Origin of the sequence: Blastococcus mobilis (assembly GCF_900188025.1) — a bacterium.
In the GTDB taxonomy this organism is placed as follows: Bacteria; Actinomycetota; Actinomycetes; order Mycobacteriales; family Geodermatophilaceae; genus Blastococcus_B; species Blastococcus_B mobilis.
The window spans coordinates 69734-83146 of the sequence record NZ_FZNO01000010.1 but is presented as its reverse complement, the minus strand read 5'-3'; the positions used below and the strand labels follow the sequence as shown (position 1 = coordinate 83146).

Annotated in this window: 10 protein-coding genes and 1 riboswitch; of the genes, 2 read left to right on the top strand and 8 right to left on the bottom strand. The window is 70.6% G+C overall.

The features are described from left to right. Positions 1 to 128 precede the first annotated feature (128 nt). The 4 genes from CHB94_RS10835 to CHB94_RS10820 form a co-directional block, all read right to left on the bottom strand. On the bottom strand, positions 129 to 338 hold the full coding sequence (locus CHB94_RS10835) for a ubiquitin-like protein Pup (RefSeq protein WP_089336586.1): 210 nt from the start codon (positions 336 to 338) through the stop codon (positions 129 to 131). A 90-nt stretch (positions 339 to 428) separates the two neighbouring features. Continuing rightward, entirely contained in the window at positions 429 to 1934 is a 1506-nt protein-coding gene (gene dop / locus CHB94_RS10830) for a depupylase/deamidase Dop (protein WP_089336585.1), read from the bottom strand. 210 nt (positions 1935 to 2144) lie between these two features. Continuing rightward, on the bottom strand, positions 2145 to 3923 hold the full coding sequence (gene arc, locus CHB94_RS10825; RefSeq protein WP_089336584.1) for a proteasome ATPase: 1779 nt from the start codon (positions 3921 to 3923) through the stop codon (positions 2145 to 2147). A gap of 127 nt (positions 3924 to 4050) precedes the next feature. After that, positions 4051 to 4950 (bottom strand): tRNA (adenine-N1)-methyltransferase, encoded by a 900-nt coding sequence (locus CHB94_RS10820; protein ID WP_089336583.1) that lies wholly within the window; start codon positions 4948 to 4950, stop codon positions 4051 to 4053. A gap of 95 nt (positions 4951 to 5045) precedes the next feature. On the opposite strand from CHB94_RS10820, the gene CHB94_RS10815 reads away from it, so the two are divergent. Beyond that, the gene (locus CHB94_RS10815) at positions 5046 to 6002 is read left to right on the top strand and encodes a RecB family exonuclease (RefSeq protein WP_089336582.1); all 957 of its coding nucleotides are present in this window, start codon (positions 5046 to 5048) and stop codon (positions 6000 to 6002) included. Between the two features lie 21 nt (positions 6003 to 6023). Here CHB94_RS10815 and CHB94_RS10810 read toward each other — a convergent pair whose 3' ends face one another. The 4 genes from CHB94_RS10810 to metH form a co-directional block, all read right to left on the bottom strand. Beyond that, positions 6024 to 6503 (bottom strand): mycothiol transferase, encoded by a 480-nt coding sequence (locus tag CHB94_RS10810; RefSeq protein WP_089336581.1) that lies wholly within the window; start codon positions 6501 to 6503, stop codon positions 6024 to 6026. Positions 6504 to 6526: 23 nt separating this feature from the next. Continuing rightward, complete coding sequence (locus CHB94_RS10805) at positions 6527 to 7246, bottom strand: HAD family hydrolase (RefSeq protein ID WP_217899262.1); 720 nt, start codon at positions 7244 to 7246, stop codon at positions 6527 to 6529. Further along, positions 7243 to 8247, bottom strand: a complete 1005-nt coding sequence (locus tag CHB94_RS25115) for a VldE C-terminal domain-containing protein (RefSeq protein WP_254920566.1) — start codon at positions 8245 to 8247, stop codon at positions 7243 to 7245. The genes CHB94_RS10805 and CHB94_RS25115 overlap by 4 nt, the downstream gene beginning before the upstream one ends. Before the next feature lie 14 nt (positions 8248 to 8261). Further along, a riboswitch (cyclic di-AMP (ydaO/yuaA leader) is annotated at positions 8262 to 8419 on the bottom strand. 128 nt (positions 8420 to 8547) lie between these two features. Continuing rightward, the gene (gene metH / locus CHB94_RS10795) at positions 8548 to 12351 is read right to left on the bottom strand and encodes a methionine synthase (RefSeq protein ID WP_089336580.1); all 3804 of its coding nucleotides are present in this window, start codon (positions 12349 to 12351) and stop codon (positions 8548 to 8550) included. Positions 12352 to 12475: 124 nt separating this feature from the next. Between metH and CHB94_RS10790 the strand changes: the two genes are divergently transcribed. Next, complete coding sequence (locus CHB94_RS10790) at positions 12476 to 13339, top strand: PAC2 family protein (RefSeq protein ID WP_089336579.1); 864 nt, start codon at positions 12476 to 12478, stop codon at positions 13337 to 13339. Positions 13340 to 13413 lie beyond the last annotated feature (74 nt).

Below are 13413 nucleotides of genomic sequence, written 5' to 3'. Positions count from 1 at the left end.
TGGTCACGGCAGTACAAGGCAAGCCCGTCCCGAGACCGGCGATTGGCAGAGAAGTCAGCTACCGGGCGCTTGAAACCGCAATCACGACAATACTTTTCTTTCACTTCAGCAAACAAGAACGATCTTGTTCACTGACCCCCTTTTTGTACATATTGTCTCACGAATTCTTCGCTATTCTCCTCCAATACCTCATCAATTTCGTCCAACAAGGAATCGACGTCTTCTGTCATCTCCTTGTGGCGTTCGGCGGTCTCGGTGTCGACGGAGGCCTCGACCTCGTCGACCTCCTCGCGTGTCCGCGTGGCCTTCTGCTGTCCGCCGGTGTCCCTGGTGGCCATGCTGCCCTCCGGTCCTTCACGTGACTGCTACTGGGCTGAAGCTACCCGCCGAGGCCGACATTCCGCGTCCGCCGGACGAGTACCTTCCGATCAGCCCCCGGTGATCGTGTCGACGAGCTCCTGCGCCGTCGACGTGGCCTCGAACAACGCGCCCACGTGCTCGCGGGTGCCCCGGAGCGGCTCCATCGTCGGGATCCGCACGAGGTTCTCCCGGCCGAGGTCGAACACCACCGAGTCCCAGGACGCCGCGGCCACCTGCGCGGGATAGCGCCGGAGACACTCCCCCCGGAAGAAGGCGCGGGTGTCCCCCGGCGGGTTGACCATCGCCCGGTCCACTTCCTCGTCGGTGAGCAGGCGCTGCATCGAGCCGCGGGCGACCAGCCGATGGTAGAGCCCCTTCTCCGGCCGGACGTCGGAGTACTGCAGGTCGACCAGGTGCAGCCGGGAATCGCCCCAGCTCAGGCCGTCCCGGTTCCGATAGCCCTCCAGCAACCGCAGCTTGGCCGGCCAGTCCAGCCGGTCGGCGCAGCGCAGCGGGTCGATGGAGAGGTCGTCGAGCACCTCGGCCCACCGGCGGAGCACGTCGGCGGTCTGCTCGTCGCCGTCCCCGGTGTTCTGGACGAACTTCTCCGCCTGCTCGAGGTAGAGCCGCTGGACGTCGAGCCCCGTCATCTGGCGCCCGTCGCGCAACCGCACCTTGTGGGTGAGCGTGGGATCGTGACTGATGGCCTGCAGGGCCTCGACGGGCTCCTCGATCGAGAGGTCGCGGGGCAGCGCGCGGGCCTCGATCATGGCCAGCACCAGCGCCGTCGTCCCGACCTTGAGGTAGGTGGACAGCTCGGACAGGTTCGCATCACCGATGATCACGTGCAGCCGCCGGTACTTGTCGGCGTCGGCGTGCGGTTCGTCGCGGGTGTTGATGATCGGCCGCTTGAGGGTCGTCTCCAGACCGACCTCGACCTCGAAGAAGTCGGCGCGCTGGGACAGCTGGAAGCCCTGCGTCCGCCCCTCGGTGCCGATCCCGACCCGTCCGGAGCCGGCGAACACCTGCCGGGTGACGAAGAACGGCACCAGCCCGCGGATGATGTCGATGAACGGCGTCCGCCGGTCCATCAGGTAGTTCTCGTGCGACCCGTACGAGGCGCCCTTGCCGTCGGTGTTGTTCTTGTAGAGCTGGATGGTCGGCTGGCCGGGGATGCGCGCGGCACGCCGGGCCGCCTCCGCCATCACCTGCTCCCCCGCCTTGTCCCAGAGGACGATGTCGCGCGGGTTGGTGACCTCCGGCGTCGAGTACTCCGGGTGGGCGTGGTCGACGTAGAGCCGGGCGCCGTTGGTGAGGATGACGTTGGCCATCCCGGTGTCCTCGTCCAGGTCGTTGTGGTCGAGCGCCTGCGCCGGTGACAGGTCGAAGCCGCGGGCGTCCCGGAGCGGGCTCTCCTCCTCGAAGTCCCAGCGGGGACGGCGCGGGGTCGGGGCCTCGGCCACCGCCCATGCGTTGACGACCTGGCTGGACAGCGTCGTCGGGTTGGCGGTCGGCTGTCCCGGCACCGAGATGCCGTACTCGACCTCGGTGCCCATGACCCGCCGCACGCTCATGGACCAACCCTAGGCCGCGAGGCGGACACCTACCGGCAGCGGCTCGGGTGGGCACGGACGCCGGTGGCCCGGCCCCCACTGGGAGCCGGGCCACCGGCCGGCCTCGTCCACAGTTCCGCCCTGAGCCTGCGAAGCAGAACGACCCCTCCTCCTCAGCCCTCGCACGCTCGGGCCGAGCCTCTGCAGGGGGCCGGACTCACGGTCCTTCTGCTACAGGTACTGGCCGGTGTTCGTGGCCGTGTCGATGGCCCGGCCCGCCTCGTTGCCCTTGCCGCTGATGAGCGTCCGGATGTAGACGATCCGCTCGCCCTTCTTGCCCGAGATCCGCGCCCAGTCGTCGGGGTTGGTCGTGTTGGGCAGGTCCTCGTTCTCCTTGAACTCGTCGAGGCAGGCGGCCATCAGGTGGCTCACCCGCAGGCCCGACGTGCCGGTCTCCAGGTGCTCCTTGATCGCCATCTTCTTGGCCCGGTCGACGATGTTCTGCAGCATGGCGCCCGAGTTGAAGTCCTTGAAGTACAGGACCTCCTTGTCGCCGTTGGCGTAGGTCACCTCGAGGAAGCGGTTCTCCTCGCTCTCGGTGTACATGCGCTCGACGGTGCGCTGGGTCATCCCGGCGATGGTCGCCTCGCGGCTGCCACCGTGCTCGGCCAGGTCCTCGGGGTTGATCGGCAGCGACGTGGTCAGGTACTTGCTGAAGATGTCGCGTGCCGCCTCGGCGTCCGGCCGTTCGATCTTGATCTTCACGTCCAGCCGGCCGGGCCGGAGGATCGCCGGGTCGATCATGTCCTCGCGGTTGGAGGCGCCGATGACGATGACGTTCTCCAGGCCCTCGACGCCGTCGATCTCGCTGAGCAGCTGCGGAACGATCGTCGACTCGACGTCGGAGGACACCCCTGACCCGCGGGTGCGGAAGATCGAGTCCATCTCGTCGAAGAACACGATGACCGGAGTGCCCTCGCTGGCCTTCTCCCGCGCACGCTGGAACACCAGACGGATGTGCCGCTCGGTCTCGCCGACGTACTTGTTGAGCAGCTCGGGGCCCTTGATGTTCAGGAAGTAGGACTTCCCCTGGCTCGTGTCGTCGTCACCGCGCACGGCGGCGACCTTCTTGGCCAGCGAGTTGGCCACGGCCTTCGCGATCAGCGTCTTCCCGCAGCCGGGCGGGCCGTAGAGCAGGATGCCCTTCGGCGGGCGCAGCTCGTACTCGCGGAACAGCTCCGCGTGCAGGAACGGCAGCTCGACGGCGTCCCGGATCTGCTCGATCTGCCGCGCCAGGCCCCCGATGTCGCCGTAGTCGATGTCGGGCACCTCTTCGAGGACGAGCTCCTCGACCTCGCTCTTCGGGATCCGCTCGTAGACGTAGCCGGAACGCGGCTCCAGCAGCAGCGAGTCGCCGACGCGCAGCGGCTGGCCGCTCAGCGAGTCGGCGAGGAAGACCACCCGCTCCTCGTCGGTGTGCCCGATGACCAGCGCCCGCTGCGTGACGCCGTCGATCGGCTCGAGCAGCTCCTTGAGCATGACGACGTCGCCCGCGCGCTCGAAGTCGCGCGCCTCGACGACGTTCATCGCCTCGTTGAGCATGACCTCCTGGCCGATCTGCAGCGTCTCGACCTCGACGTTGGGCGACACCGAGACCCGCAGCTTGCGGCCGCCGGTGAAGACGTCGACGGTGCCGTCCTCGTGCCGGCTCAGGAAGAGGCCGTAGCCCGACGGCGGCTGGCCGAGCCGGTCGACCTCCTCCTTGAGCGCGACCAGCTGCTCCCGGGCGTCGCGCAGCGTGCCCGCCAGCTTGTCGTTGCGTTCGGAGAGGAACGCCGCACGCCCCTCGGCCTCGGCGACGCGCTCCTCGAGGAGCCGCACCTGCCGGGGACTGTCGGCCACCTTCCGCCGGAGGAGGCCGATCTCTTCCTCGAGGTAGGTGATCTGGCTGAGCAGTGCCGCGACGTCACGTTCACGCCGCGCTCGAGTCTCGTCGGGACCCAGACCCATCGCGCACCTCCACACACATCGAGGGAGTCAAGACGCAAATCTATACACGCGATCTGACACTTCGCCGTGGGCTCGCGGCCCTTGGGACCGAGCTGTGACACCCGCCGTGGCAGCGGCCGGCCGCGGCTCAGCCCTTCTGGGCCCTGCGCTGCCGGATGGGAGCCACCGTGCCCTCGGCGAGCCGGCGGGCGGTCACCAGGAAGGCGGTGTGGGCGACCATCCGGTGTTCCGGGCGAACGGCCAGGCCGACGGCGTGCCAGGGCCGCAGGAGCGACTCCCAGGCGTGCGGCTCGGTCCACACGCCCTGCGCCCGCAGGGCCTCCACGTAGGTCGACAGCTGCGTCACGGTCGCGACGTAGCCGACGAGGACCCCACCGGGCCGCAGTGCGGCCGCGACCGTCGGCAGGACCGCCCACGGCTCGAGCATGTCCAGCACCACACGGTCCACGACCTCCTCGGCCGGGTGCTCGGCCAGGTCGCCCAGGCGCAGCGACCAGTTGGCGGGCACCTCGCCGAAGAACGCCTCGACGTTGCCGCGGGCGACGTCGGCGAAGTCCTCGCGGCGCTCGTAGCTGGTCACCGATCCGCCGGAGCCGACGGCGCGCAGCAGCGAACAGGTCAGCGCCCCCGACCCGGCGCCGGCCTCCAGGACGCGCATGCCCGGCCCGACGTCGCCGAACCCGACGATCTGGGCGGCGTCCTTGGGATAGATGACCTGCGCGCCCCGCGGCATGGAGAGCACGAAATCGGCCAGCAGCGGCCGGAAGGCCAGGTAGCCGGTGTTGGCCGTCGAGTGCACGACCGAGCCCTCCGGCGCGCCGATGAGGTCGTCGTGGGCGATCGCCCCGCGGTGGGTGTGGAACTGCTTGCCCGGCTCGAGGACGACGGTGTGGAGCCGCCCCTTCGGATCGGTGAGCTGCACCCGGTCACCTGCGACGAAGGCGCCCTCGACCGGGACTCGCGGCCCCTCGGGTGCGGTCTCCGGCTCGGGGGTGACGGTGTCGTCCGGTTCCAGCTGCGTGTCCACGGGCCGCCAGCCTACGGACGCCGCCGCTGTGACCTGTCGTGCCGACGCGGCGCGGAGGCTCGGAACTGTCGGAGGGGGGACCTAGCCTCGGATGCATGACGGCGATGGTGGAGACCCAGCCCGGCCCTGATCCCGGAGCCATCGACGCTTCCGGGGCCATCGACACCGAGGCGCAGGCCCCGCGCCGGCCCTCGCTGTCCCCCAGCCGCGCGGCCGACTTCAAGACCTGCCCGCTGCTCTACCGCTTCCGCACGATCGACCGGCTGCCCGAGCGCAAGAGCCTCGCCGCCGTGCGGGGCACCCTGGTGCACGCCGTCCTCGAGCGGCTCTACGACCTCCCGCCGGCCGGGCGCACCGTCGAAGCGGCGCAGGAGCTGATCGAGCCGGCCTGGGCGGAGCTGCGGGACGAGCCGGGGATCGCCGAGCTGTTTGAGACCGCCCAGGACGACGGCGCGGAGTCCGATGCGAACGCACCCGAGTCGGTGGACGCGTGGCTCGCGTCGGCCGGGAAGCTGGTCGAGAAGTACTTCGGGCTGGAGGACCCGACCCGGATCCAGCCCGAGGGCCGCGAGGAACTGGTCGAGGTCACGCTGCCCGACGGTCTCCTGCTGCGCGGCTTCGTGGACCGGCTCGACGTCGCGCCCAACGGCGCGCTGCGGGTTGTGGACTACAAGACCGGCTCGATGCCGCGCGAGGCCTTCGAGGCCAAGGCCCTGTTCCAGATGAAGTTCTACGCGCTGGTCCTCTGGCGGACCCGCGGTGTGGTCGCTGCCCAGCTCAAGCTGATCTATCTCGGGGACGGCGACACGCTCACCTACGCCCCGGACGAGGCGGAGCTGCTCCGCTTCGAGCGCACCCTGCAGGCAATCTGGGCCGCGATCGAGCGCGCGGTGGCGACCGGCGACTTCCGGCCGAACAAGACCCGGCTCTGCGGGTGGTGCGACCACCAGGCGGTCTGCCCCGCCTTCGGCGGCACTCCCCCACCCTTCCCGGCCGAGGCCGCGGCCGCCGCCGGCTGGCACACCGTGCTGCCGGTGGTCGAGCGCGACTGACCGGGGGCGCGGCGACCGGGGTCAGATCCCGGTTGTCCCGTCCAGGAGCTCCCGGGTGGCGTCGGCGTGGCCGGCATGACGCGCGGTCTCCTCGATCAGGTGCAGGAGCACCCAGCGCAGGTCTCGCCCGCTGCCGTCGCGGCAGGGCTCGGTGACGGCCAGTGCTCCCACGACCCGTGCCGTCTCCGCTGCGCGTGCCCGGTACCGGGCACAGGCCTCGGCGACCGTCAGCTCTGGGCCCGGATGGAACTCCGCCTCGCTGCGCGAGGTCTCGGCGCCCAGCATCGTGCCGTCCAGCCAGCGCCACTCGACGTGCGTGAGGTGGTTGACGACGCCGAGGACCGAGATGAGCGCATCGTCCGGGGTCCAGCGCGCCTGCTCCTCGCTCAGGTCCTCGAGCTTGCGGAGGATCGAACCCCGCAGGTACGCCAGCCAGGCGAGCAGCAGGTCCCGCTCGTCGGGGATCGGGGATGGCTCCGGTGTTGCGTCGGCTTCCGGCACGGCCGCAGGCTAGCCAACGGCGCTCAGACCGGGGCGCCCGCCGTGGTACGCGCGGCCAGGACGCCGGCCAGCACCGCCACGTCCACGCCGGCCAGCCCGCCCCGGAGGGTCAACCCCGGGGCGGGCTCGATCTCCTGCACGGTCGGCACCCCGAGGACCGCGGCACCTGCCGCGAGCCCGGCGGCCACGCCCGAATCCGAGTCCTCCACGACGACGCAGTCGTCGGGCTCGACCCCGAGCGCGGCCATCGCCTGCCGGTAGGGGGCGGGGTCGGGTTTGCGGGCCGGCACCTCGTCGCCGCACACGGTGACGTCGAAGGGGTCGCCGTCCAGGTCGGCGTGGATGGTCGACAGCACGATGTCGGCCAGTCGCCGGGGCGTCGTGGTGACCAGGGCCGTTCGCAGTCCCGCGGCCCGCACCTCGGTGAGCAGCTCGCGGGCGCCGGGACACCAGGAGACGCCGGCGGCCAGGAACTGCGCCGTCCGATCCTCCACCCAGCGGGCGTCGGCCAGCAGCTCCTCCTCGGTCCGGTCGAGTCCCAGATCGGCATGCAGGATGCTCATCGACCGCCGCATGGTGGACCCGACCGTGGCCGCCCGGGCGCTCTCGGACATGCGGCCACCCAGCCTCGCGGCGAGTTCGAACATCGCCTCGCCCCAGTACTGCTCGGTCTCGACGAGCGTGCCGTCCATGTCGAACAGGACTGCGCTCAGCTCACCCGTCGTGAGCGCCGGCCGACTCATCCGCGGTAGTTCACGTGCGGGTGGTCCATGTGGTTGGCCGTCGCGCTCCCCCGGTTCTCCATCTGCTTCCACGAGCCGTTCGGCGAGGAGAGGATCCGCTGCTTCCAGATGATGTAGTCCACGCCGAGCTCGTTCCAGTGAGCGATGTGGTATTCGGTGATCGCGTCGCCGAGCGCGGTGTTGGAGCCGACCATGTAGTCCAGCGCCAGCCCGGAGGGGTGGCCCTTCGGGTCCGCTGCGCTGGGCCGCGTGCCTCCGATGGTGATGCCGGCGGCGCCGGGCACGTTGGAGACGACCTTGTCGGCTGCGGCCTGTGTCTGTGGCCGCACGGGGCCGGCGCTGTTCCGGATCTTCGCGACGGCCGGGACGGTCACCGACGCGGCCACCGACGCGGCGGGGGCTGCAGCGGGGGCTGCGGTCCCCATGGTCGCGGCGGGGGCCGAGGCTGCTGCCCGCTCGGCCGTCTCGGCAGCTTCAGCCGCCTTGGCGGCCTCGGCCGCTTGAGCTGCCGCCTCGGCCGCGGCGGCCGCCTCGGCTGCGGCGGCGGCTTCGGCTGCCGCCCGCGCCTCGGCTTCGGCCCGAGCGGCCACTACCGCCTCCTCGGCCTGCGCCTGGGACGCGGCTGCTGCGGCCTGCTCGCCGTCGCGCTGTGCCCGGCTCGCGGCCAGCTGGCCCAGGATCTGGGCCTCGTCCCACGCCGGCTGCTCGATCCCGGCGCCGTCGATGCCCAGAGCGTCGGCGACGGCAACGGACGACTGCTCCTGAGGGTCGGCTGTGGCGGAGGCGGCCGGCTCACCGGCCACCAGGTTCCCCAGCGCCAGGGCGCAGACCGAGGCGATGCCCACGGTGTAGGCGACGCGGGAACGCGGGGCCGAACGGCGCCCCGGGGTGCGGGCGCGGCGGGCGCCGTCCCCGCCCGCGGCGGCTGAGCTGCCGTCCGCGCTGGCGTCGAGGGGGGTGTCGTCGAGAGATGGTGCAGGGTGCTGGTTCAGGGTCGCCACAGCGGGCGGCTCTCCGTTTCTTCCTCGCCCGCCTACCGAGTTAGCTGACGGGTTCGGGCCGGAAGTTGCCCTACCTGCGCCCGTGCTCGAGCGCAGGATTCACCCCAGAGGAACCATGGGTCCCCGGTCTGATGGCGGCGCTGGGCCGCGCACAGTTCGGCGGTGTCCGGCCGAGGTCCTCGGTCGAGGAGCGGGGCCCGGCGGACAGATAACGAAAGTATCACGGCGCGCTCCCGCGAGCGGGACGGATCCGTCACATCTCGCCGCCCGGCGCACTCGGTCAGCGGCCGCCGTCGACGATCACTCGTTCTCGGTGCGGTAGCCGAGATTCGGCGAGAGCCACGTCTCTGCCTCGTCGACCGTCCAGCCCTTGCGCCGGGCGTAGTCCTCGACCTGGTCACGGCCGATGCGCCCCAGCACGAAGTACCGCGACCGAGGGTGCGAGAAGTACAGGCCGCTGACCGCCGCCCCCGGCCACATGGCCATGCTCTCCGTCAGCTCGATGCCGGTGCTGGCCTCGACGTCGAGCAGCTGCCAGATGGTCTGCTTCTCGGTGTGCTCGGGGCAGGCGGGGTATCCCGGGGCCGGACGGATGCCGGCGTACTTCTCGGCGATCAGCCCGGCGCTGTCCAGGTGTTCGTCGGGTGCGTAGCCCCAGAACTCCTTGCGCACCCGCTCGTGCAGCCGCTCGGCGAAGGCCTCGGCGAGGCGGTCGGCCAGCGACTCCAGCAGGATGGCGCTGTAGTCGTCGTTCGCCTTCTTCAAGGCGGCCACGCGGTCGGCCGAGCCGAGACCGGCGGTGACGGCGAAGGCGCCGACGTAGTCGCTCAGCCCGGTCCCCTTGGGCGCGACGAAGTCGGCCAGGGACTTGCGGGGCGAGCCCTCCCGGCCCTCGCTCTGCTGCCGGAGCTGGTGGAGGGTCGCCAGGACGGTGCGCCGCGATTCGTCGGCGTAGACCTCGATGTCGTCGCCGTCCACCTGGTTGGCGGGGAACAGGCCGAAGACGCCGTTCGCCCGGAGCCATTTCTCCTCGACGATGCGGTCCAGCATCGTCTGCGCGTCCTCGTACAGCCGTCTGGCCGCCTCGCCGGTGGTCGGGTTGTGGAGGATGTCGGGGAACCGGCCCCGCATCTCCCAGGCGTTGAAGAACGGCTGCCAGTCGATGTAGCCGCGCAGCTCCTCGAGGGAGTAGTCGGAGAACGTCCGGACGAACTGGGTCGCGGTGTGACGGACGTGGTCGCACGAGGGCCCCGCGCACACGTCCCTGGCCTGCTGCAGCAGCATCCGCGGCCGCGGGGGGTGGTAGTTGCTCCAGTCCATCGGGGGCGCCGCGGCGCGCGCGGCGGCGATCGGGAGCAGGGAACGGGTGTCCTGGCGGGCCGCGTGCCGCTCGCGCAGCGCCGCGTAGTCGGCGTCGGTCTCGGCCAGCAGCTTCGGGCGCTGCTCGTCCGACAGCAGGGCGGCGACCACGGGCACCGACCGGGAGGCGTCCTTCACCCAGATGACGGGGGCGTGGTACTTCTGCGCCACCTTGACCGCCGTGTGCGCACGCGAGGTGGTGGCCCCACCGATGAGCAGCGGGATGTCGAAGCCCTGCCGTTCCATCTCCGATGCGAGGTTGACCATCTCGTCCAGCGACGGCGTGATCAAGCCGGAGAGCCCGATGATGTCGGCGCCCTCCTCCTTGGCGGTGTCCAGGATCTTCTGCGCGGGCACCATGACACCGAGGTCGACGACCTCGTAGTTGTTGCACTGCAGGACGACGCCGACGATGTTCTTGCCGATGTCGTGGACGTCGCCCTTGACCGTGGCCATCACGACCTTGCCGATGCTGCGCTCGGCGTCGCCCGGCTGCTTCTCGTCCTCGATGAACGGGATCAGGTACGCAACGGCCTTCTTCATGACGCGGGCGGACTTCACCACCTGCGGCAGGAACATCTTCCCCGCACCGAACAGGTCGCCGACGACGTTCATGCCGTCCATCAGCGGGCCCTCGATGACCTCGATCGGGCGGCCACCGCGCGCGCTGATCTCCTGGCGCAGCTCCTCGGTGTCGTCCTCGACGAACGCGTCGATCCCCTTCACCAGCGCATGGGTGATCCGCTCGGCCACCGGCAGTGCCCGCCACTCCTCGGAGGCGACCTCCTTGACCGAGCCGTCACCGGCGAAGTCGCCGGCGATCTCCAGCAGGCGCTCGGTGCTGTCCGGCCGGCGGTTGAGGATCACGTCCTCGATCCGCTCGCGCAGCAGCGGAGGCACCTCGTCGTAGACCTCGAGGGCGCCCGCGTTGACGATGCCCATGTCCATGCCCGCCGCGATCGCGTGGTACAGGAACACCGCGTGGATGGCCTCGCGGACGGGGTTGTTGCCGCGGAAGGAAAAGGAGACGTTGGAGACGCCTCCGGAGACCAGCGCACCGGGCAGGTTCTGCTTGATCCAGCGGGTCGCCTCGATGAAGTCCAGCCCGTAGCTGGCGTGCTCCTCGATCCCCGTGGCGACGGCGAACACGTTCGGGTCGAAGATGATGTCCTCGGGCGGGAAGCCCACGTCCTTGGTCAGGATGTCGTAGGCACGCCGGCAGATCTGCTTCCGGCGCTCGAGGTCGTCCGCCTGACCGGCCTCGTCGAACGCCATGACGACGACGGCGGCACCGTACTTGCGGCACAGCCGTGCCTCGCGGACGAACTTCTCCTTGCCCTCCTTGAGGGAGATCGAGTTGACGATCGCCTTGCCCTGGACGGTCTTGAGGCCGGCTTCGATGACCTCCCACTTCGAGGAGTCGATCATCGTCGGCACCCGGCAGATGTCGGGCTCGGAGGCGATCAGCTTCGTGAAGCGGTCCATCGCCTCGACGCCGTCGATCATGCCCTCGTCCATGTTGACGTCGATGACCTGCGCGCCGGCCTCGACCTGCTGGCGGGCGACGGCGAGCGCGGCGGGATAGTCCCCGGCCTTGATCAGGTTGCGGAAGCGCGCGGACCCGGTGATGTTCGTCCGCTCGCCGACGTTGACGAAGAGGCTGTCCTCGGTGACGGTCAGCGGTTCGAGGCCGGAGAGCCGGAGCGCGGGCGTCGTCTCGACCGGCGTCCGCGGCGTCCGGCCCTCGACCACGTCGGCGATCGCGGCGATGTGCGCCGGCGTCGTGCCGCAGCAGCCGCCGACGAGGTTGACGAAGCCCGACTCGGCGAACTCCTGGAGGACGGCGGCCGTCTCCTCCGGTGACTCGTCGTACTCGCCGAAGGCGTTGGGCAGGCCGGCGTTCGGATAACAGGAGACGAACGTGTCGGCGACGCGCGAGATCTCGGCGATGTAGGGCCGCATCTCCTTGGCGCCCAGCGCGCAGTTCAGGCCCACCAGCAGGGGGTTCACGTGCCGCACCGAGTGCCAGAACGCCTCGGTCACCTGACCCGACAGCGTGCGCCCGGAGGCGTCGGTGATGGTTCCGGAGATCATCACCGGCCAGCGACGTCCGCGCTCCTCGAACAGGGTCTCGAGCGCGAAGATCGCCGCCTTGGCGTTGAGCGTGTCGAAGATCGTCTCGACGAGGAGCACGTCCGCGCCGCCGTCGACGAGCCCGTTGGCCTGCTCCAGGTAGGCCTCGACGAGCTGGTCGTAGGTGACGTTGCGAGCGCCCGGGTCGTTGACGTCGGGCGAGATGGACGCCGTCCGGCTGGTCGGGCCGAGCGCCCCCACGACATAGCGCGGCTTCTCCGGGGTGCGCGCCGTCATCGCGTCGCACTCGTCGCGGGCGAGGCGGGCCGAGGCCACGTTGAGCTCGTAGGCGAGGTCCCCCATGCCGTAGTCGGCCTGGGAGATCCGCGTGGCGTTGAAGGTGTTCGTCTCGATCAGGTCGGCGCCCGCCTCGAGGTACTCCCGGTGGATCGTGGAGATGATCTCGGGCGCCGTGATGCTCAGCAGGTCGTTGTTGCCCTGCACGTCGGTCGGCCAGTCGGCGAAGCGTTCCCCCCGGTAGCCCGCCTCGTCCGGACGGTTGCGCTGGATGGCCGTGCCCATGGCGCCGTCGAGCACGAGGATGCGCTGCTCGAGCAGGGCGGTCAGCCGCGCCGTGGCGTCTGGACGGAGGGACGGGGCCTGGGCAGACACCGAACAAGCGTAGACGCGGGCCCGTCCGGATCGGTTCCGTGGTTCACCGCCGGTCCGGCTCTCAGCCCCACCGTCGGGGTGTGAGGGCGCGGCGGGGACGGCGGATCGACGTAGGCTCGCAAAGGTGATCGATGCACCGTCCGCTGCTGATGACCTGCCCCAGCTGACCGACCCGCTGGTGGTGGTCGCGTTCGAGGGCTGGAACGACGCCGGGGACGCGGCAACCGGAGCCGTCGAGCACCTGGAACTGATCTGGGACGCCAGGCCGCTGGTCGCGCTGGACCCCGAGGACTACTACGACTTCCAGGTCAACCGCCCGACCGTCTCGCTGATCGGCGGGGTGAGCCGCCGCATCGAGTGGCCGACGACCCGCATCTCGGTGGCCCGCCCGCCGGGCAGCGAGCGCGACGTCGTCCTCATCCGGGGCATCGAGCCGAACATGCGCTGGCGGGGCTTCTGCGCGGAGCTCATCGCGATCCTGCAGGAGCTCGACGTCTCGATCGTCGTGGCCCTGGGTGCGCTGCTGGCCGACACGCCGCACACGCGACCCACCCCGGTGACCGGCTCGGCCTACGACGCGGAGTCCGCCCGCACCTACGGCCTCGAGACCTCCCGCTACCAAGGGTCGACCGGCATCCTCGGGGTCTTCCAGGACGCCTGCGTCCAGGCCGGGCTGCCCGCGATCAGCTTCTGGGCCGCCGTGCCGCACTACGTGTCGCAGCCGCCGTCGCCTCGGGCGACGGTCGCCCTGCTCCAGCGGGTCGAGGAGGTCCTCGAGCTCACCGTCCCGCTGGGCGCCCTGCCCCAGCAGGCCGAGGACTGGGTGAAGACCGTCGACGAGATGGCCAACGAGGACGAGGAGGTCGTCGAGTACGTCCGCTCGCTGGAGGAGCGGGCCACCGAGGTCGACCTCTCGCAGGCCAACGGCGACATGATCGCCAAGGAGTTCGAGCGCTACCTCCGCCGCCGGGGTGCGTCGGGAGGCTGATGGCGGCGCCACGCCGGCCGAGTGTGCAGTTGCGGTCGCTCCGACCGGCGCGTCCGCCCGTGTCGGCGACACCA